22 protein-coding genes and 2 tRNA genes are annotated in these 20,590 nt (G+C 30.1%); 11 read left to right on the top strand and 13 right to left on the bottom strand.

Annotation, left to right across the window (positions count from 1 at the left end):
* Nucleotides 1-23: 23 nt before the first annotated feature.
* A tRNA-Thr gene (locus AC5SLW_RS03610) sits at nucleotides 24-99 on the top strand.
* A 4-nt stretch (nucleotides 100-103) separates the two neighbouring features.
* Here AC5SLW_RS03610 and AC5SLW_RS03615 read toward each other — a convergent pair.
* The 4 genes from AC5SLW_RS03615 to AC5SLW_RS03630 all read right to left on the bottom strand — a co-directional run bounded on the left by AC5SLW_RS03615 (nucleotide 104) and on the right by AC5SLW_RS03630 (nucleotide 2,207).
* Nucleotides 104-883, bottom strand: a complete 780-nt coding sequence (locus AC5SLW_RS03615) for an NAD kinase (protein ID WP_494574573.1) — start codon at nucleotides 881-883, stop codon at nucleotides 104-106.
* A 4-nt stretch (nucleotides 884-887) separates the two neighbouring features.
* A tRNA-Leu gene (locus AC5SLW_RS03620) sits at nucleotides 888-972 on the bottom strand.
* Between the two features lie 79 nt (nucleotides 973-1,051).
* Nucleotides 1,052-1,453, bottom strand: coding sequence for a gamma-glutamylcyclotransferase family protein (locus AC5SLW_RS03625; protein ID WP_494574575.1), 402 nt, complete (start codon nucleotides 1,451-1,453; stop codon nucleotides 1,052-1,054).
* 4 nt (nucleotides 1,454-1,457) lie between these two features.
* Nucleotides 1,458-2,207 carry a competence/damage-inducible protein A gene (locus AC5SLW_RS03630; RefSeq protein WP_494574577.1) on the bottom strand — a complete coding sequence of 250 codons (750 nt, stop codon included), beginning with the start codon at nucleotides 2,205-2,207 and terminating at the stop codon, nucleotides 1,458-1,460.
* Nucleotides 2,208-2,228: 21 nt separating this feature from the next.
* On the opposite strand from AC5SLW_RS03630, the gene sfsA reads away from it, so the two are divergent.
* From sfsA to grxD, 9 genes are read left to right on the top strand one after another with little or no spacing between them, the layout of a single operon-like run.
* On the top strand, nucleotides 2,229-2,927 hold the full coding sequence (sfsA, locus tag AC5SLW_RS03635; RefSeq protein ID WP_494574579.1) for a DNA/RNA nuclease SfsA: 699 nt from the start codon (nucleotides 2,229-2,231) through the stop codon (nucleotides 2,925-2,927).
* Complete coding sequence (gene map, locus AC5SLW_RS03640; RefSeq protein ID WP_020169493.1) at nucleotides 2,920-3,690, top strand: type I methionyl aminopeptidase; 771 nt, start codon at nucleotides 2,920-2,922, stop codon at nucleotides 3,688-3,690. Before sfsA ends, map begins: the two co-directional genes overlap by 8 nt.
* Before the next feature lie 3 nt (nucleotides 3,691-3,693).
* A complete protein-coding gene (gene purB, locus AC5SLW_RS03645) occupies nucleotides 3,694-4,986 on the top strand; it encodes an adenylosuccinate lyase (protein ID WP_494574581.1) in 1,293 nt (430 codons plus the stop codon).
* Nucleotides 4,986-5,768, top strand: a complete 783-nt coding sequence (purC, locus tag AC5SLW_RS03650) for a phosphoribosylaminoimidazolesuccinocarboxamide synthase (protein ID WP_006996790.1) — start codon at nucleotides 4,986-4,988, stop codon at nucleotides 5,766-5,768. Before purB ends, purC begins: the two co-directional genes overlap by 1 nt.
* Before the next feature lies 1 nt (nucleotide 5,769).
* Nucleotides 5,770-6,012 (top strand): phosphoribosylformylglycinamidine synthase subunit PurS, encoded by a 243-nt coding sequence (gene purS, locus AC5SLW_RS03655; RefSeq protein ID WP_006996789.1) that lies wholly within the window; start codon nucleotides 5,770-5,772, stop codon nucleotides 6,010-6,012.
* Nucleotides 6,013-6,018: 6 nt separating this feature from the next.
* Nucleotides 6,019-6,702, top strand: coding sequence for a phosphoribosylformylglycinamidine synthase I (gene purQ / locus AC5SLW_RS03660; protein ID WP_006996788.1), 684 nt, complete (start codon nucleotides 6,019-6,021; stop codon nucleotides 6,700-6,702).
* Nucleotides 6,702-8,894 (top strand): phosphoribosylformylglycinamidine synthase subunit PurL, encoded by a 2,193-nt coding sequence (purL, locus tag AC5SLW_RS03665; RefSeq protein WP_494574583.1) that lies wholly within the window; start codon nucleotides 6,702-6,704, stop codon nucleotides 8,892-8,894. The genes purQ and purL overlap by 1 nt, the downstream gene beginning before the upstream one ends.
* A 1-nt stretch (nucleotide 8,895) precedes the next feature.
* Nucleotides 8,896-9,126: a BolA/IbaG family iron-sulfur metabolism protein gene (locus AC5SLW_RS03670; protein ID WP_006996786.1), complete on the top strand. Its 231-nt coding sequence runs from the start codon at nucleotides 8,896-8,898 to the stop codon at nucleotides 9,124-9,126.
* Nucleotides 9,126-9,458, top strand: coding sequence for a Grx4 family monothiol glutaredoxin (gene grxD / locus AC5SLW_RS03675; RefSeq protein ID WP_006996785.1), 333 nt, complete (start codon nucleotides 9,126-9,128; stop codon nucleotides 9,456-9,458). Before AC5SLW_RS03670 ends, grxD begins: the two co-directional genes overlap by 1 nt.
* A gap of 4 nt (nucleotides 9,459-9,462) precedes the next feature.
* On the opposite strand, the gene AC5SLW_RS03680 is transcribed toward grxD, so the two are convergent.
* From AC5SLW_RS03680 to AC5SLW_RS03720, 9 genes are all read right to left on the bottom strand, one after another.
* Nucleotides 9,463-10,653: a class I SAM-dependent methyltransferase gene (locus AC5SLW_RS03680; RefSeq protein ID WP_494574585.1), complete on the bottom strand. Its 1,191-nt coding sequence runs from the start codon at nucleotides 10,651-10,653 to the stop codon at nucleotides 9,463-9,465.
* A 135-nt stretch (nucleotides 10,654-10,788) separates the two neighbouring features.
* Nucleotides 10,789-11,406, bottom strand: a complete 618-nt coding sequence (rpsD, locus tag AC5SLW_RS03685) for a 30S ribosomal protein S4 (RefSeq protein ID WP_006996782.1) — start codon at nucleotides 11,404-11,406, stop codon at nucleotides 10,789-10,791.
* Nucleotides 11,407-11,446: 40 nt separating this feature from the next.
* Nucleotides 11,447-12,160 carry an RNA methyltransferase gene (locus AC5SLW_RS03690; protein ID WP_271499695.1) on the bottom strand — a complete coding sequence of 238 codons (714 nt, stop codon included), beginning with the start codon at nucleotides 12,158-12,160 and terminating at the stop codon, nucleotides 11,447-11,449.
* Nucleotides 12,160-13,761, bottom strand: coding sequence for a citramalate synthase (cimA, locus tag AC5SLW_RS03695; protein WP_494574588.1), 1,602 nt, complete (start codon nucleotides 13,759-13,761; stop codon nucleotides 12,160-12,162). Before cimA ends, AC5SLW_RS03690 begins: the two co-directional genes overlap by 1 nt.
* Nucleotides 13,758-15,119 carry a cysteine--tRNA ligase gene (cysS, locus tag AC5SLW_RS03700; RefSeq protein ID WP_494575825.1) on the bottom strand — a complete coding sequence of 454 codons (1,362 nt, stop codon included), beginning with the start codon at nucleotides 15,117-15,119 and terminating at the stop codon, nucleotides 13,758-13,760. Before cysS ends, cimA begins: the two co-directional genes overlap by 4 nt.
* Before the next feature lie 45 nt (nucleotides 15,120-15,164).
* A complete protein-coding gene (gene nadE / locus AC5SLW_RS03705) occupies nucleotides 15,165-15,902 on the bottom strand; it encodes an NAD(+) synthase (RefSeq protein ID WP_271616368.1) in 738 nt (245 codons plus the stop codon).
* 39 nt (nucleotides 15,903-15,941) lie between these two features.
* The gene (locus AC5SLW_RS03710) at nucleotides 15,942-17,321 is read right to left on the bottom strand and encodes a class II 3-deoxy-7-phosphoheptulonate synthase (RefSeq protein WP_494574591.1); all 1,380 of its coding nucleotides are present in this window, start codon (nucleotides 17,319-17,321) and stop codon (nucleotides 15,942-15,944) included.
* A 35-nt stretch (nucleotides 17,322-17,356) separates the two neighbouring features.
* Nucleotides 17,357-19,177 carry a glutamine--fructose-6-phosphate transaminase (isomerizing) gene (gene glmS, locus AC5SLW_RS03715; RefSeq protein ID WP_494574593.1) on the bottom strand — a complete coding sequence of 607 codons (1,821 nt, stop codon included), beginning with the start codon at nucleotides 19,175-19,177 and terminating at the stop codon, nucleotides 17,357-17,359.
* 1 nt (nucleotide 19,178) lies between these two features.
* Nucleotides 19,179-19,802 carry a DapH/DapD/GlmU-related protein gene (locus AC5SLW_RS03720; protein WP_494574595.1) on the bottom strand — a complete coding sequence of 208 codons (624 nt, stop codon included), beginning with the start codon at nucleotides 19,800-19,802 and terminating at the stop codon, nucleotides 19,179-19,181.
* Between the two features lie 70 nt (nucleotides 19,803-19,872).
* Between AC5SLW_RS03720 and AC5SLW_RS03725 the strand changes: the two genes are divergently transcribed.
* Nucleotides 19,873-20,562, top strand: coding sequence for an HAD-IA family hydrolase (locus AC5SLW_RS03725; protein WP_271499403.1), 690 nt, complete (start codon nucleotides 19,873-19,875; stop codon nucleotides 20,560-20,562).
* The last annotated feature ends 28 nt before the right edge of the window (nucleotides 20,563-20,590 follow it).

Raw genomic sequence — 20,590 nt, forward strand, 5'->3', positions numbered from 1 at the left:
ATTTCTTAATAGAAATCGTTTATGCCCTTGTAGCTCAGCTGGTAGAGCAATTGATTTGTAATCAATAGGTCCGCGGTTCGACTCCGTGCGGGGGCACCATCACTTAATTATTTGAAGTTTCTTTACGCGTTTGTTCAATCTTTATTTTTTTGTGAAGACTGTTATTTTTATCATATAATAATTCAAAGCTAATTTTTTTATTGGCTTGAATTTTAATTGTTTTTGCATTTCTAACCTCAAAATTATCTGCAACAGCGCTGATAGGTCTTTTATTTGTATCTAAATTTTTTATTAAAATTTTAGATTTATCACTAATAATTGTACCCTTCCATCTTCTAGGTCTAAAAGGACTAATCGGAGTTACTGCTAGCTTTCTTGAATCTAAATTTAGAATTGGTCCATGTGCTGATAAATTATAAGCTGTACTACCTGCAGGTGTTGAAACTAATACGCCATCAGAGATTAAATTTTTAATAATATTTTTTTTATTAGCAGTAATCGAAATTGATGATGCCTGCTTGCTTTGTCTTAATATTGATACCTCATTGATAGCTATTGATTTTTTTGTTTGATTTTTTTTATTAGTCACAGTCATTTGTAGAGGATAAATTTTAACACTATTAGAGATATTCAAATTTTTAATAAAGTTTTCATTAGAAAACTTATTCATCAAAAAACCATAGTTTCCAGAATTAATTCCATAGAAAGGTTTCTTATACTTATGTAATTTTTTTAAAGTTTGAAGCATGAAACCATCTCCACCTAGAACAATTATTATGTTGGATTTTCTTAAAGATGTAATCTTAACTTTTTTAATAAGAATTGATTTAATCTTAAGGGAGACTTTGGTTTTATCAAATACTAAATATACTTTATCTCTCATTTGGTGGTGCCCTCGGCCAGACTCGAACTGGCACTCCAAAAAGGCACGGATTTTAAGTCCGTTGTGTCTACCAATTTCACCACGAGGGCATGTACTATTTTCATTTGTTTAACTGTTTTTATTTATAACTCAACTTCTTTTTGTTAACAAATCATATCAATATTTTTATTAAGCTTTTAATGCTTTTTTAAGAATACGATTATCTAAACTACAATCTTTATAACCTCTCTTTACAACATTTAAATATCGTTCTGTTGGATATGCAAATAAAGTTTTTTTAGTCATGGTATAGGTCATTACTTTTTTACCATAATAAGTAAAATAATATTTTTTATATAGAACTGGATAATCTTCATAAACATCTAATTTTTTTTCATCACTTTTAGATATTTCAAATAAAGCACCAGGAACAATTGAGTTTTTTTTAGGTTCTATATCAGCAGCTCTATATTTGCTTCTAAAGGTTAGTTTAAAATTAGTTAAATTAATTTTTTTTAAAAAGACACTGTCCTTGCATCTTCTTTTCATTTGAAAATGATTAAGATTACTTCCGTAAGCAAAATAAAGCATTAAACTACCTAGCAACTACTTCTATTTTTTTTTGATTAACAAACTCTAATACTTCAGAGCTACACTTATCAATTTTAAGTTGATCTTCAGATCTTATTACTATTGATACGCCTAGCTTGCCTGCTTGAAAAAATGGGTAACTTCCAATTTCAACATCCTTATTGTTATCTTGAACATTGGTTAAAGAGTTTGCAATTTCACTTTCAACAGTTTTTAAACTTATTGTATGGCTTAATATTGGATCTCCCCCTACTATCTTGTTTTTTAATCCACCCAACATTGATTTTAAAATTGAAGGAACTCCTGGTAAGCAAAAAACGTTTTCTATATAAAATCCTGGAGCACCACTTGTTGGATTTAATATTAAATTAGCATTACGTGGCATCCATACCATTTTTTGTCGACCTTCGTTAAATTCACCCACTTTGTAGTAAGCTTCTAATATTTTAAAAGCTTCTTTATGAATTTCATACTCAAGATTAAATGCTTTAGAAATAGACTGAGCAGTAATATCATCATGAGTTGGTCCTATACCACCAGTTGTAAATACATAATTATTAACCTTTCTTAAATGATTAACGGTCTCAATAATTGTATTTTCTATATCTGGAATAACCCTAACCTCGTTAACTTTTACACCAATTGAGTTTAACCATTGTGCAATTGTGCTGGTATTAGTGTCTTGCGTTCTTCCAGATAGGATCTCATTACCGATAATAAGTATTGCTGCATTAAATTTTGTATTTTGGGTCATTATTAAATATACAATTTAAATATGGAATTTACCAAAGCTTTAATAAAAGGCAAACTGATCAAACGTTATAAGAGGTTTTTTGCAGACGTTAAAATTGGCAAGGAAATAGTTACGGCACATTGCCCTAATACTGGATCTATGAAGGGCTTATTAGATGAAGGAAATGTGGTTTATGTATCTAAAAATGATGACCCAAAAAGAAAGTTAAAATATACTCTTGAAATAGTTAAAGTTAAAAAAAATTTAGTTGGTGTTAATACTCATTTTGCAAATAAAATTGCCTACCATGGTTTAGCAAATAATCTACTTAAAGAAGTTGCAAACAATGACAGTATCAAGGCTGAGGTATTTTTTGATAAAGAAACACGGTTTGATTTTTTAGTTGAAAAAAATAAACAAAAAATATTTGTAGAAGTTAAAAATGTTACTTTATTCAGAGAAGAAAAAACTGCAGAATTTCCAGATTCCGTTACCACTAGAGGGTCAAAGCATTTAAAAACACTTATAGAGGCGGTTAAAAAAGGCTATAAATCCTATCTATTATTTTTAGTCCAAATAGAGGGTGTGGATAATTTTAAAATAGCAAAAGACATTGATAAAGAATATTATGAAAATTATTTACTCGCAAAAAAAGCTGGAGTTAACTTTTTAGCTTATCAATGTAAAATAAATTTAAAAGAAATTAAAATAGATAAAAAAATTAAAATTATTAATGCCTGATTATTTAGAAAAATTTGAAAAGATGAGAGTTGCTGGAAATCTTGCAGCAAGAACTCTTGATATGCTTACAGATAATATTAAGCCAGGTGTAACTACAGAGTTTGTAGATAAACTAGGATATGAATTTATTAGGGACAACGGTGGTTACTCAGCTCCACTTTTTTATAGAGGTTTTAAAAAATCATTATGCACTTCTTTAAATCATGTTGTCTGTCACGGTATACCTTCTGATAGAGTTTTAGTTGAAGGTGATGCTTTAAATGTTGATGTAACAGCTATAGTTGATGAACATTATGGTGATACAAGTCGAATGTTTTGTGTTGGAAAAACTCCTGTTAAAGTTAATAACTTAATTGATGCTACATACGAGTCGATGATGAGAGCAATCAATTTATTAAAGCCAGGATTAAAATTGGGTGACATTGGATATGAAATACAATCTTTTGTTGAAAAAAAAGGCTACTCAGTCGTTAGAGATTTTTGTGGTCATGGAATAAGCACAACATTCCACGAACCACCTAATATTTTACATTATGGAAGAAGAAATACAGGGATGGAACTTAGACCTGGAATGACTTTTACAATTGAGCCTATGATAAATATCGGTGAATGGGATGTAAAGATGCTAAAAGATGGCTGGACAGCAGTTACAAAAGACAAATCTTTATCGGCACAATTTGAACATACGCTAGGTATTACTGAAAATGGTTATGAAATCTTTACAGAATCTGTTAAAGGTTATTCTAAGCCCCCTTACTTATAATTAATGATTGAACGATATTCTAGAAAACAACTAACTGACATATGGTCAGAACAAAACAAATACCAAATTTGGCTCGATGTAGAGGTTGCAGCAGCAGAAGCCATGGAAAAATTAGGTCAAATTCCTAAAGGTGTTGCATCAGTTGTTAGAAAAAAAGCTAAAATAAACGTTAAAAGAATTCATCAAATTGAGAGTAAAGTTAAGCACGATGTAATAGCATTTTTAACCTCTATTACTGAAAAAGCAGGGATTAAAGCAAGATACCTTCACCAAGGCATGACCTCTTCTGATGTTTTAGATACCAGTTTAAATATTCAATTAGTTCAATCAGGTAAAATTCTACTCAGTGATATTGATCAAATTCTAAAAGTTTTAAAGAAACAAGCCAAAAAATACAAATACACTCCTTGCATGGGTAGAAGTCACGGAATTCACGCTGAACCTATAACTTTTGGTTTAAAATTAGCATCATTTTATGAGGAGTTTAAGAGAAATAGAAAAAGATTAGTTGATGCAATTGATGAAATTTCAACATGCGCAATCTCTGGTGCTGTTGGCACATTTGCAAATATTAATCCTAATGTTGAAAAACATGTAGCAAAAAAACTTGGATTAAAAGTTGAGTCTATATCAACACAAGTAATACCAAGAGATAGGCACGCTTTTTATTTTTCAATTCTTGGAATTATTGCAGGATCAGTTGAAAGAGTTGCAGTTGAGATTAGACATTTACAGAGAACTGAAGTTTATGAAGTGCAAGAGTTTTTTTCAAAGGATCAAAAAGGTTCTTCTGCAATGCCTCATAAAAAAAATCCAATCTTAAGTGAAAATTTAACAGGACTTGCTAGAATGGTTCGAAGTGCTGTTATCCCTGCTCTTGAAAATATTGCACTATGGCATGAAAGAGATATTTCTCACTCAAGTGTTGAAAGAAATATTGGTCCAGACGCAAATATTACCTTAGATTTTGCTTTAGCAAGACTAAGTAATATTTTAGATAAAATGATTGTCTATCCAAAAAAAATGATTGAAAATTTAAATATAACTAAGGGTTTAATTTTTTCACAAGAAGTAATGTTAGAACTAACAAAATCAGGTTTAAGTAGAGAACAATCTTACAAAATGGTTCAAAATTATGCAAAAAAATGTTTTGCAGAAAATCTAAATTTATTTGATGTTATATCAGATGATAAATTCATAATGGCTAAAATTTCATCAAAAAGATTAAAAGCTATATTCAATTATTCATCGCATTTTAAGAACGTAGATTTAATTTTTAAAAGAGTATTCAAATAATGAAAAAAGGTAAAAAATTATACGAAGGCAAAGCTAAAATAATTTACGCAACATCTGATAAAAATTTGGTTATTCAATATTTCAAAGATGATGCAACTGCTTTTAATAATTTGAAAAAATCAACAATTGAAGGCAAAGGTGTTTTAAACAATAGAATTTCAGAACATATTTTATCAAACTTAACTCAAATTGGGATTAAAAATCATTTAGTAAAAAGACTAAATATGAGAGAACAAATTATCAAATTAGTTGAGATTATACCTATTGAATTCATTGTTCGTAATGTTGCAACAGGTTCTATTACTAAAAGATTAGGTATCGAAGATGGAACAGTTCTAAAACAGCCACTATTAGAGTATTGCCTTAAAGATGATAAATTGGGTGATCCACTTATTGCTGAAGAACATATTTTAGCTTTTGATTGGGCTACAAAATCTGAATTAGAAAAAGTTAAAAAAATGATTCTTAGAATTAATGATTTTATGATTGGAATGTTTAGAGGAGTTGGGATTAAACTAATTGATTTCAAACTTGAATTTGGAAGGCTTAAAGAAAATGGGAAAAATGAGGTTATTCTGGCTGATGAGATTAGTCCTGACACTTGCAGATTATGGGACAGTATTACTGATAAAAAACTAGATAAAGATAGATTTCGTAAAGATTTGGGTGATTTAATACCTGCATATACTGAAGTTGCAAAAAGACTTGGTATATTGCACGAGCAATCAAATTTAAGTGCTGTTAATGTTACAAAGTTAAGATCAGTTAAAAAAAGAAAATAATATGAAAATATCTGTAATTATAACACTTAAAAAAGATGTTTTAGATCCTCAAGGTAAAGTTATCCATCAAACCCTGGACGGTATGGGATTTGAAGGGATTAATGAAGTAAGACAAGGAAAATATTTTGAAATTGACACTAAAGAAGACGATAAGAAAAAAGCTGAAAAAAAAGTTGAAGAAATGTGTAAGAAACTTTTAGCAAACTTAGTGATAGAAGACTTTAAAATTATTGGATCACAATAATAAAAAATGCATTCATCTGTAATAACCTTTCCTGGATCTAATTGTGATAGAGACATGGATGTTGCTTTAAAGAAGTTTGGTTTTAAAAACAAAATGGTTTGGCATGACGATGTTGAGCTGCCAAAAAGTGATTTAGTAGTTTTACCAGGTGGTTTTTCATACGGGGATTACCTTAGATGTGGAAGTATGGCATCAAAATCAAAAATTATGAAATCGGTTCTAAACTTTGCTCAAGGGGGTGGTAAAGTTATGGGAGTTTGTAATGGGTTTCAAATTTTAGTTGAATCTGGATTACTGCCTGGTGTGCTGCTTAGAAATAAATATTTAGAATTTATTTGCAAAAATGTTTTTGTTAAAGCTAACAATAAAGATAACTCTTATTTTAAAGATGATAAAAAAAACATCTACGAGTTTCATATAGCTCATAATGAGGGAAATTACTTTTGCTCTAATGATCAAATTAAAGAAATTAATGACAATAACCAAATAGCTTTATTTTATTCAGATGAAAACGGAAATGTTAATGAACAATCTAATCCAAATGGTTCATTACAAAATATAGCTGGTGTGTTTAATAAACAAAAAAATGTTTTAGGAATGATGCCTCATCCAGAAAGAATGATAGACCCTGCTCTTTCAGGTGAAGATGGTTCAATTTTTTTTCAAAACTTAATTAATAATTTAAAATAATGATAGTTAACGAACAGCTTGCAATTGATCATGGTTTAAAAAAAGATGAATATAAAAAAATCTGTGATTTGTTAAAAAGAGTTCCCAATATTACTGAGCTTGGTATTTTCTCAGCAATGTGGAATGAGCATTGTTCTTATAAATCTTCAAGATTTCATCTTAAAAACTTACCTACTAAAGGAAAAAACGTAATTCAAGGTCCTGGTGAAAATGCTGGTGTTATTGATATTGGCGATGATGATGCAATAGTATTTAAAATTGAAAGTCATAATCACCCTTCATTTATTGAACCTTATCAAGGTGCCGCAACGGGTGTTGGTGGAATTATGAGAGATGTCTTTACAATGGGAGCAAGACCAATAGCTAATTTAAACTCAATTCATTTTGGCTCACCTCAGCATAAAAAAACTAAGAATTTATTACGTGGAGTTGTTCACGGTATAGGTGGATATGGTAATTGTATGGGGGTTCCAACAATTGCTGGTCAAACTAGTTTTGACGAATCTTATAATGGTAATATTTTAGTAAATGCTATGACCCTAGGTCATGTAAAAAAAGATAAAATTTTTTATTCAAAAGCTGCAGGTTTAGGGAAACCTGTGATCTATGTTGGTTCAAAAACAGGTCGAGATGGAATTCATGGTGCAAGCATGGCATCAGCTTCATTTGATGATAAAATTGAAGAAAAAAAACCGACTGTTCAAGTTGGTGATCCTTTTACAGAAAAACTATTATTAGAAGCTTGTTTAGAATTAATGGCAGGAGATTCGATTATTGCTATTCAGGATATGGGTGCTGCTGGATTAACTTCTTCAAGTATTGAAATGGCTTCAAAAGGAAATTTAGGAATTGAGATCAATTTAAATAAAGTTCCTTGTAGAGAGGCAAACATGTCCCCTTATGAAATTATGTTATCAGAAAGCCAAGAGCGAATGCTTATTGTTTTAGAAAATGGCAAAGAAGAAATGGCTAAAAAAATATTTGATAAATGGAATTTAGATTTTGCTGTAATTGGTCAAACAACAAAAAGTAAAAAAATTGAACTTTATTTTAATGAAGAAAAAGTAGCAGATATTCCTGTTAACACATTGGTTGAAAACTCACCTATGTATGATCGAAAATGGAAAAAAGCTAAATTACCTAAAAGGATTAAAGTTGATAAAGAACAATTTAAAACCTTAAAAGTAAAAAATGTTTTAAATAAAATATTATCTAATCCAAATGTTTGTAGCAAAGAGTGGATTTGGCAACAATACGATCATACCGTTATGGGTGATACTATTCAAAAACCTGGTGGAGATGCTGGTGTTGTTAGAGTTCATGGTACCAATAAAGCTGTTGCTGCATCTGTAGATTCATCTGCTGTATATTGTTGGGCTCACCCTTTAAGTGGGGGAAAGCAAATTGTTTGTGAAAGTTGGAGGAACTTAATTTCAGTTGGTGCTAAACCAATTGCTATTACTAATTGCTTAAATTTTGGTAGTCCTGAAAATGAAGAAAATATGGGTGAGTTTGTTGAGTGTGTTCAAGGTTTAGGTGAAGCGAGTGCTTACTTAGAGTTTCCAGTAGTTTCTGGAAACGTTTCATTTTACAACCAAACTAAAGATATTGGGATTAAACCTACACCAGCAATTGGGGGGGTTGGTTTAATTAAAGATTACCAAAACATGGTTACAATGGATTTAAAAGAAGCTGATAATATACTTTTAGTTATTGGTAAAACTGAAGGTCACTTGGATCAAAGTTTATTTGCAAGAGATATTTTAAATGAAAAAAATGGACCTCCTCCTGAAATTAATCTTTTTAATGAAAAAAATAATGGTGAAACAATTTTAAAGCTTATTAATAAAAAATTTATAAAATCTGCTCACGATGTTTCTTTAGGTGGAATAATTACTGCTCTTTCTAAAATGTGTATTAAAGGTAAAAAAGGTGCAACTCTTAAAAAGTCTAATTACTTAATTAATCAATTTGAATACTTATTTGGTGAAGATCAGGGAAGATACATTATTGAAATTAGTAAAGATGATCTAGAAAATGCTACTAAAATACTTCAAGAAAACTCCGTACATTTTGATGAACTTGGGTTAGTAAATGAAGATGGTTTAATAATTGACGATAAGACAAAAGTATCAATTGACGATTTGATTAAATCACATACAAATTGGCTAACGAACTACATGGAAAATTAAAATGGCAATGGATATAAAAGAAGTTGAAACACTCATTAAAGAAGCTTTACCAGATGCTATAATAGAAATTCAAGATCTTGCAGGAGATAGTAATCACTACTCAGCGACAATAACCTCTAAAGAGTTTTCAGGAAAAAGTAAAATTGAACAACACAAAATGGTGTACAATTCTTTAAAAGGGAAAATGGGCAACGAACTTCATGCATTAGCAATTAAAACAAAGGAACAATAATGGACGATAGTACAAAAAATTTAATTCAAGGTCATATAGAAACCAACGAAGTATGTTTATTTATGAAAGGAACGCCAGATGCTCCTCAATGTGGATTTTCTATGGCTGTGTCAAATATGTTAAAAATTTTAGAAGTGAATTACAAAGGAATAAATGTTCTTGAATCTCAGTCTTTAAGAGAAGGTATAAAAGAATTTAGTGACTGGCCTACTATTCCACAAGTTTATATTAAAGGTGAATTTGTTGGTGGCTGTGACATCGTTAAGGAAATGTATGAAAATGGTGAACTCAAAAAAGTCCTTGAGGATAAAGGAATTAATTTTAAAAAATAATTTATTACTTATAAATATAATCTCTAGTATTCGGAGTTGACATATAGTTCTTTGTTAGTTGGAACTGATAAACAACTTGGTCTCCCCACTTAAAAGCACTTTCACAGCTAGCTAAATAAAATTCCCACATCCTAAAAAATTTTTCATCAAACATATTAATTATTTGAATTTTATTTTTAATACAATTTTCTTTCCAGTGCCTTAGAGTGTGAGAATAATGTAATTTAAGTACCTCTATGTCAGATACTATTAATCCAGCTTTCTCAACAGGTGTTACCACCTCACTGAGACTAGGCGTATAACCACCTGGAAAAATATACTTAGTTATCCAGGGGTGTGGGTCTCTAGGAGGATTAACTGAGCCAATAGTGTGAACTAGTGAAACACCATCATCTTTAAGCAAATTATCAATTTTCTTAAAAAAATTTTTATAAAATTTCCTACCCACATGTTCAAACATTCCAACACTTACAATTCTATCAAACTTTTCGTCTAACTGACGGTAATCTATTAGCTTAAAGGTAACTTGATTTTCTAAATTAAACTTTTTAGCTTTTTTAACACAGTAGTTAAACTGATTTTCAGATAGAGTAATCCCTGTAACTTCACAATTATTACTTTTTGCAATATCAATAGCTAAAGATCCCCAGCCACAACCTATATCAAGAACTTTTTGATTTGGCTTTATATTAAGTTTTTTTATTATGTGTTGTATTTTATTATTTTGAGCATCTTCCAAAGTATCATTTTCATTTATAAAATACCCACACGAGTATTGTTTTTTAGGATCTAAAAATAAACTGTATAAATCATCTGAGAGATCATAATGATGTGCCACATTCATTTTTGATTTTTTTATAAAGTTAAAGTTTGTTAAATATCTATAAGACCCATAAAGCTTATTTATCAACATACTAAAAAAATTTAATTCACCTCTTCCTATATTCATAAGCGCTATATCTAAGAAATCAGTTAAACTTCCGTTTTCAATTTGTATATCTCCATTAGAATAAGCTTCTCCAAAATATAAATCTGGCCTAAAAAATAATTTATAATGGAGTTTCTTATCTAATATTTTAACTGTGATTGGCTTATTGTTTTTTGGTGTGCCAATAATATATTTATTTGAATTAGCATCAATTAAAAGAAAGCCATCTTTCTGAAACAATTTATTTAGATATCTTGCCAGTTGCATTTAAAATCTCATAAAAATTTTATTTATAAGAAAAAATGTATAATAAATTTATATAAAATTCACTCAGGATTAATTCACAATTTTATTGGAATTTTAAGAGCAATATTAAAAGAATTTTTTAAAAAAGGATATTTATTATCTAGAGTAATATTCAATTACTAGATTAGGTTCCATTATTACTGGATAAGGAACTTCGTCGAACTTAGGCGTTCTAACAAAAGTAACTTTTTTATTTTTTTCATCTAAATTAATGTACTCAGGAGTTTCTCTTTCTTTACTAGCTAGAGCAATATCAATTATAGCTAACTGTTTAGATTTATCTCTAATTTCAATTATATCTTCTTCTTTAACAACATAACTTCCAATATTAACTTTTTTACCGTTAACTCTTACGTGACCATGGTTAATAAGTTGTCTCGCTGAAAATACTGTTGTTGAAAATCTTGCTCTATAAACAACAGAATCTAATCTTCTCTCAAGTAATCCAATTAAATTTTCACCCGTATCCCCTTTCAACATGGTAGCTTTTTTATAAATATTTCTGAATTGTCTTTCGTTAATGTTACCGTAGTAACCCTTTAATTTTTGTTTAGCTTGTAGCTGAATTCCGTAATCAGAAGGTTTTCCTTTTCTACCTTGTCCGTGTTGTCCTGGACCATAATCCCTTTTATTAAAAGGACTTTTAGGTCTACCCCATAGGTTAATTTTTAACCTTCTATCTATTTTATGTTTAGCGCTTATTCTTTTTGTCATTTGATAGGTGGGTTTATAAACTTACTCATTATTTTGTCAATCAACCTTTTTTGGACAAACTTGCAAATACACTGGATAAAATACGCGTTTCCTTCTCAGAAAGCTCCATTTTAGAAAAAATGCTTCTTAAGTTTTCAAGCATAATAGGTCTCTTCTCCAAGGGTTTAAAAAAGTGTTTTTCCTCTAGTTTTTTGATGCACAAGTTAGTCATAGCTTGAATATCCTTTTTGCTAGCTAAGGTTACTTTTTTTGATTTAGAATATTTTGCACCTTTTAGATTAATGATGCTTGCTACTGTATGAGCAATAATAATAACACTATGTGACAGGTTTAAAGATTTAAAATCAGGGTTAGTTGGGATTTGCATGGTGAAATTAGCATAACTAATCTCATTATTAGATAAACCAGACGCCTCAGAACCAAATAAAAAAGCTATCTTTTTATTAAAATCAATTTTTTTTAAATCATCTAAATTAATATGTTTAATATTTTTATTTCTAAACCTTGCAGATGTTGCAATAACACAATCTACCTTTTTAACAGCAGATTCTAAGGTTTCATGTACTTTAGCATTAATAATTAGATCTTTTGCGCCAACTGACGTTGCTAAAATTTTATCATTTGGGAAAATTGGTTTTGGTTTAACAATAACTAACTTTTTAAAGTTAAAGTTTTTAACAGCTCTAGCACAAGCTCCAATATTTTCAGATAATTGAGGTTGATGTAAAATAAATGAAATATTGTTAAACGACATTAAAGACTTGCTGGGGCTTTATCTTTAAATAATTTATAATCTAAACTATCAACCAATGCTTTAAATGAAGCATCAATTATATTTGCTGAAACACCAATAGTGAACCAATTTTTGCCTTTTGAGTCTGTGCTTTCTATTGAAACTCTAGTGATTGCCTCAGTACCTGTATTTAAAATTCTAACTTTATAATCAACTAATTTTAAATCTTTTAAATATTTAGAGTATTTGTTTAATCGATCTACATTTTGTCTTATAGCATTATCTAGAGCATTAACAGGACCATTTCCTTCACCCGTACACATAATTTTTTCACCATCAACTTCAAGCTGAGCTTTTGCAGAAGAAACAATTGTACCTGACGAATCTTTTTTAACAGAGACATCGTATTCTTTAATCAATATATACCTTGGTATTTTGCTGATAATCCTTCTGGCCAATAATTCAAAAGATGCGTCAGCGCCATCATAACTATAGCCAATAAATTCTCTATCTTTAACTTCATCTAAAAGTTTTTTAATTTTAGGATCGCTCTCTTCTATTTCTATACCAATAGTTTTTAGTCTTGAGATTATATTGGATTTTCCAGATTGATCTGAAACTACTATGTTTCGAGAATTTCCAACTTCTTCAGGATCAATATGTTCGTAAGTTTTTGGATCTTTTTGAACCGCTGATACATGAAGACCACCTTTATGAGAAAAAGCAGCAGCACCAACGTATGGAAGATGTTTGTTAGGTTTTCTATTTAAAATCTCATCCAACAATCTAGAGCATTCTGTTAATTTCTTAATATTGTCTGGTTTAATTTTTAATTGAAAATTAGTTGCAAAATCTTCTTTTAAAAAAAAAGTAGGGATTAGTGACATTAAATTAGCATTACCACACCTTTCACCTAAACCATTGATGGTTCCTTGCACCTGTCTAACTCCAGCCCAAACTGCAGCTAAAGAATTCGCAACTGCATTACCAGTATCATTGTGTGCATGTATCCCTAAATTTTTTCCAGGTATAGTTTTAGAAACTTCTGTAACAATTTTTGTAACTTCATGAGGTAAGGTTCCACCATTAGTGTCACATAAAACAATCCACCTTGCTCCCTCATCAAATGCTGATTTGAGACATGATAAGGCGTAACTTGGATTAGCCTTGTATCCATCAAAAAAATGCTCTGCATCGAACATGAATTCTTTATTCTCTTTAACGAAATGTTTAGCTGTCTCTTTAATGTTTTCTAAGTTTTCTTCATTAGAAATACCAAGTGCTATATCAACATGAAAATCCCAAGATTTTCCTACAATACAAACTGCCGGTGTGTTTGAGTTTAAAAGTGCTGATAGTCCAGGATCATTATCGGCACTTCGACCAGTTCTTTTGGTCATACCAAAAGATGTTAGTTTAGCATTATTAAATGAATGTTTTTTTTGAAAAAATTCAGTATCCGTAGGGTTGGCTCCTGGCCACCCACCCTCAATATAATCAACACCTAAATTATCTAAAGCTGAGGCAATTTTCAATTTATCATCTACAGAAAAGTCTACACCTTGTGTTTGTGCACCATCTCTTAGTGTTGTATCAAATATAAAAAGTTGTTGTTTGCTCATTTTAGTTTCCAAATTGTTTTACCATCTTTGTCTTCTATTAAAACCCCTTTATCTAAAAGCTTATCTCTAATGATATCAGCTTCTTTATAATTCTTATCTTCTCTTGCTTTGTTTCTAAGTGAAATCATTTCCAAAATATCATCTTCATTAATGGATGATTTTTTCTTTTTAAATTCCATCCACTCTTCTTTTGTTTTATTTAAAATACCAATAAAATTACAAGCTAATACAAATAAACTTTTCTCTTCATTTCCTCCTTTTAAGGCCTTATCATAAAGTTGATGTAATTTTGCAATGTAGCCAGGTGTATTCAAATCATCATATAATGGAGACAAAATATCTTCATCTAAAACTATTTTGTCTTTCGGGGGTAAATAAACTTCATACCATTTATCAATAGTATTTTTGCAATCTTCTAAGAGCTTTTCGTTCCAGTCTAATGGCTGTTTGTAGTGAGCACTCATAAGAGCAAGTTTTAAAACTTGTCCATCAACATTATCTTTAAAATCTTTAATCTTAAGTATGTTGCCAGTTGATTTAGCCATTTTTTCATTGGACATAGTAATAAATGCGTTATGGATCCAATAATTTGCAAAAACTTTACTATCATTCGCACATCTTGATTGTGCAATTTCATTTTCGTGATGTGGAAAAATTAGATCAATTCCTCCACCATGAATATCAAATACGTTTCCTAGGTATTTCTTTGACATTGCTGAACATTCTAAATGCCAACCAGGTCTTCCTTTACCCCAAGAAGAATCCCAAGAAGGCTCATCATCCTTAGAGGGTTTCCATAAAACAAAATCTTCTGATTTTTTTTTATTATCTGAAACTTCTACTCTAGATCCTGCAATTAAATCTTCTAATTTCTTATTCGATAGCTTTCCATAATCATCAAATTTGCTAACTTCAAAATAAACATGGTTGTTTGCCTCATAGGCAAAATCTTTTTCTATTAAAGTTGATATCATTTTAATCATGAGATCAATATGATCTGTAGCTTTTGGCTGTTGGGTTGGATTATCTAAATTTAAGTAATTACAATCATCATTAAAATCTTTAATAACATTGTTTGTTAATTCAGATATTGAAAGATTTTTTTCTTTTGCTGATTTAATTATCTTATCATCAACATCTGTAATATTTCTTATATAATTTATTTTATCATGACCATATTTTGATTTTAAAACTTTGAACAAAATATCAAAAATAACAAGAGGTCTAGCATTACCTATGTGTGGGTTGTCATAAACAGTTGGACCACAAACATACATTCCAATGTTTTCTTTATTTATAGGAACAAATTTTTCTTTTTTATTCTTTAGATTATTTGTTAAAAAAATATCCATGTTTATTATCTTAGAATTATACTTTAATTATAGATTTGTGAATCTATAAGATTAGTTGGGAATCTTGCAAACTGGGATTGGTTCCATTTTATGCAAGTTCATCTTTCTTATTTTTTCGTATTTTTGACGATTTATTGAATTAACATTGTTCATAGCTTCTTCTAATTCCTCGTATTTAAGACCTAACTGACCTTCATCAGTTCTGCCATCATCCCATAATCCATCTGTTGGAGCAGCATCAATTATCTCTTGAAGAATATTAATAGATTTACCTATTTCCCATACTTCTGATTTATTACAATCCGCAATAGGGGATATATCAACTCCACCATCTCCATATTTTGTATAAAACCCCACTCCAAAATCCTCAACTTTATTTCCAGTACCAACCACAATACCTTTGTTTGCAGCTGCTACTTGATAAAGAGTGGTCATTCTAATTCTTGCTCTAGAATTTGCCATTCCAAGTTCACTATCAAAATTTGATAACGTACTCTCAAAGGTTTCAAATAATTTATCTAAATTTATTGTGTGTGCTTCAACATTATCAAAATTTTTAACAAGCCATTCTTGGTGTTTTAAACTTAAATCATGCTGTGATGATTTTTGTTTAATAGGCATTGATAAAACAATTGTTTTAATGCCTGTCATTGCGCTCAATGTGCTTGATACAGAAGAATCTATTCCTCCAGAAATTCCAATAATTAAAGATTGAGCCTTACTTGGCATCTTGTTCACGTAATCTTTAATCCAATTACTTATAAATTGTGCTTTTTCTAACGGTTTCATTTCCTAAAATTTAAACGAAATTGTATTCAATACAATGGTTTAAGATGCCGCTTTAATATTTTTTTTAGAATAAGCGGCATTTTTTTTAATCTCATCAGAAATTAAAAAAGCTAACTCTAATGCTTGGTTAGCGTTAAGTCTTGGATCGCAATGAGTGTGGTAACGGCTAGATAAATCTTGGTCAGATATTTTTTGAGCACCCCCTGTACATTCCGTAACATTTTGACCAGTCATTTCAATGTGTAAACCACCTGCATAACTTCCTTCACTTTGGTGGCATTCAAAAACATTTTTTACTTCTTTGACAATACTATTAAAGGGTCTTGTTTTAAATCCAGTTGTAGCTTTAATTGTATTTCCATGACAAGGGTCACATGACCATATTACATTTAAACCTTCTTTTTTGATTGCTCTAATTAATTTTGGTAAAAATTTAGAAACATTTTCATGGCCAAATCTAGAAATTAAAGTTATTTTACCTTTTTCATTATTTGGATTAATTTTATTACAAAGGTTTATCAAGTCTTCAGCTTTTAATGTTGGTCCACATTTAATTCCAATTGGATTTTCAATTCCTCTACAAAACTCAACATGTCCACCATCTAGTTGTCTTGTTCTATCTCCTATCCAAACAAAGTGAGCTGAGGTATCATGATATTCACCTGTTGTTGAATCTACTCTCGTCATTGCTTGTTCAAAAGGAAGTAATAAAGCTTCATGTGAAGTCCAAAAGTTTACTGTTTTTAATCTTCTATTAAAGTCAGAATTAATTCCACAAGCATCCATAAATGCTAAGGCATCTGCAATTCTATCTTCTAAATCTTTAAATTTTTTAGCAGCAGGTGTATTTTTAATAAACCCTAAGTTCCAAGTATGTACTTTTTTAAGATCAGCAAAACCTCCATGAGAGAAGGCTCTTATAAGGTTAAGCGTTGATGCAGATTGAGAATAAGCTTTAAAAAGTCTTTTTGGATCAGGAACTCTTGATTTTTCATTAAATTCCATTCCATTAATATTATCACCTAGGTAACTAGGCAGTTCAACACCATCAATATTTTCAACAGGAGAACTTCTTGGTTTTGAAAACTGTCCAGCAATTCTTCCAAGTTTAATAACTGGTAATGATGCCGAATAAGTAAGCACTAACGACATTTGCAGTATCAGTTTAAATGTATCTCTAATGTTATCAGGATGAAATTCTGCAAAACTTTCTGCACAATCTCCACCTTGTAATAAAAAAGCTTTTCCATCTACAACATCAGCTAATTGTTCTTTTAAATGTCTCGTCTCACCAGCAAAAACTAATGGTGGGAAATCTTTAATTTTACTTAAAACACCATCCAATTCTTTTTGATCAGGATATTCAGGAATGTGTTTTACAGGATAATTTCTCCAGCTATTTATTTTCCAATTTTTCATATTCAACCTAGGGGTGTTGTAGCAGAGTTTAATTATTATTCAACTGTGACTGATTTTGCTAAATTTCTAGGTTTATCAATGTCATACCCTTTTTTAAGAGCTGAATAATAAGCTAATTTTTGCAATGGAACAGTTAATAAAAAAGGCAACAAGTCATCATTGGCACTTTCAACTAATACTGTTTCCCAAATATTTTCTGAAAAAACTTCGTCTTTGCTCTTGTTAGTAATCAATAAAACTTTAGCCCCTCTTGCTATTACTTCCTGCATATTAGAAATTGTTTTTTTATAATAATTATCTCTTGGAGCTAAGACAACAACTGGCATTCCATCTTCAATTAAAGCTAAAGGCCCATGTTTCATCTCACCTGCAGGGTACCCTTCGGCATGAACGTAAGCTAATTCTTTTAATTTTAACGCCCCTTCTAATGCAATTGGGTAAGAAAAGCCTCTGCCTAAAAACATCGAACCTTTTGCATCAGTAAATGAACTTGAAACTGTCTGGATTTTACTCTCTGTAAGTAAAGTTTGCTCAACTAATTTAGGTAATAACTTTAAGTCTTTAATTTTGTTTAAATATAAATCTTTGTCCAAGTCTTTTCTTAAAATTCCTAATTTTAATACCAAAATATATAAAACCAACATTTGACCCATAAAAGCTTTTGTGGATGCAACACCAATTTCTTGTCCACAATGAATGGGTAAAACAAAGTTAGAGTCCCTTGCAATAGAGCTTTCTATAACATTAACTACACTGCAAGTTTTCATGTTATTTTTATTACATAAATCTAGAGCAGCATAAGTGTCCGCTGTTTCACCAGACTGAGAAACAAAAATGTATAAATTATCATCTTTAAATCTATTTTTTCGGTATCTAAACTCGGATGCAATATCAATTGTTACATCAAGTGTAGTATTTTCTTCAAACCAATATTTTGCCATTAAGCAAGAGTGATAAGCTGTACCACAGCCAATTAAAGTAACTGAAGAAATTTCCTTAATATTCCAGGGAAAATTGTAGATGTTGATATCATTGTTAATTTTATCAATATACTCATTTATACAATTCTTTAATGTTGTAGGCTGTTCTTCAATCTCTTTTGCCATAAAGTGTTTAAAATCACCTTTGTCATAATCCTGCTCTTTTGAAGATAATTCTAAAACTTTTTTATTAACCTTTAAGCCCTCTTCATCAAAAAACTCAACTTGGTCTTTTTTTATAATGCAAAACTCTCCATCATTTAAATATGAAATTTTATTAGTCATAGATTTTAAAGCGTAAGAATCTGAGCCTAAATAATTTTCATTAGGACCATAACCAACTGCAAGTGGAGACCCTCTTCTAGCACCCACTATAAGATCTGGTTGATCTTTAAAGATTATACCTAAAGCAAAACTTCCATGTAATTGTTTAAGGGTTTTGATAATTGCCTCTTTTAAATTTAGTTCTTTTAAATACTCTGTTATTAAATGTACAATTACCTCAGTATCTGTTTGAGATTTAAATACATGACCCTTGTTTATTAAATGCTTTTTTAAAAGTGTAGAATTTTCAATAATCCCATTATGTACAACCGATACACTCTCTGAAGAATGAGGGTGTGCATTAATAGTATTTGGAATACCGTGCGTTGCCCATCTAACATGTCCAATTCCAATAGGGCCTGACATATTCTTAACAGCAAGATTTTTTTCTAAAATATCAACTCTACCTTCTGATTTTGCTTCACTTACAATTCCATTTGATAATGTGGCAATTCCTGCAGAGTCGTATCCTCTATATTCTAATTTTCTAAGAGAATTAATAATTGTAGATGAAACCGGTTTATTACTAGCTATACCTATTATTCCACACATTTTATTTCGTTCTTCTTTTATAGTTTTTAACTTCTGTTTGAGAGCTTCTAGTTAAAGCTAATGAATTTTTTTTAACTTTCTTTGTAATAACTGATCCTGCCCCAACAATACTATTTTTTTCAAGAGTAATTGGTGCAACTAATGATGAGTTAGATCCTATAAATACATTATCTCTAATTTTTGTTTTACTTTTTTTAACACCATCATAATTACAGGTAATTGTACCAGCTCCAACATTTACACCTTTACCCAATTCACTATCGCCAATGTAGGATAAATGATTAATTTTTGATTTTTTTCCAACTGTACTTTTCTTAACTTCTACAAAATTTCCAATTTTAGACCCTTCTTCAAGAATAGTTCCTGGTCTTAATCGTGCATAAGGTCCAACTTCAACTTTATTTTTTATTTTACAATCTTCTAAATGTGAAAATGAATTGATAGTTACATTATTTCCAATTTTAACTTTTGGCCCGATGACAACATATGGATTAATAGTAACGTTTTTTCCAACCTTTGTATCTTTTGAAAAAAAAATAGTTTCAGGACCAATCATCTTTACACCAGACTTGATAAAAAATTTACGAAGTTTTTCTTGTTCAATATTAGAATTTATTTGTTTCATCTGGAAATATTTTTATATTAAGTGTATAGATAGCTTAATTCACAATTTATTTCTTAAAAATACTTTATTAATGACTCAAAATTACTCAATTTTATTTGACCTAGATGGAACATTAGTCGATACCGCACCTGATTTAATGAATGCTCATAATCATGTAATGAGAAAATATGGTTACCCCACCAAATCTACTGCTGACATTAGAAATTTAGTGGGTCAAGGAGCTGGTGCGATGATTGGTAGATCTATATGGGGGCAAGCAAAAAAAGAGTTTGGTAAAATTGATGATCAAAAAATTAAAGCTGAAATGGTAAAAGATTTCGTTAATTTTTATGGAAAAAATATTATTAAAGAAAGCACACTTATTAATGGGGTAAAAGAATTTCTAAAATGGTGTAAAGAAAAAGAAATTTCAATGGCAGTTTGTACTAATAAACAAGAACACCTAGCAATTGATCTTTTAAAAAAAATTGGAATTTATGATTACTTTGAGTACGTTGCTGGGTCTGATACGTTTGATTATTGCAAACCCGATCCAAGACACATAACAAGTATTATTGAAATCATCGGGGGTGATGTAAAAAAATCTCTAATGTTTGGGGACAGTGAAACTGATGCAAATGCAGCAAAGGCTGCCTCTGTTCCTGTTATTTTATTAGAAAATGGTTATACAGAAAAAAATTCTAATGAAATTTACCATAATCATTTAATAAAAGACTTTATTGGTGTTGAAAAAATAGTTTCAACTTACTTAAAAGATTGATTTAATTTTTTTTCTTACTATTAATAGG

It is taken from the genome of Candidatus Pelagibacter sp. PS_40 (assembly GCF_059417765.1).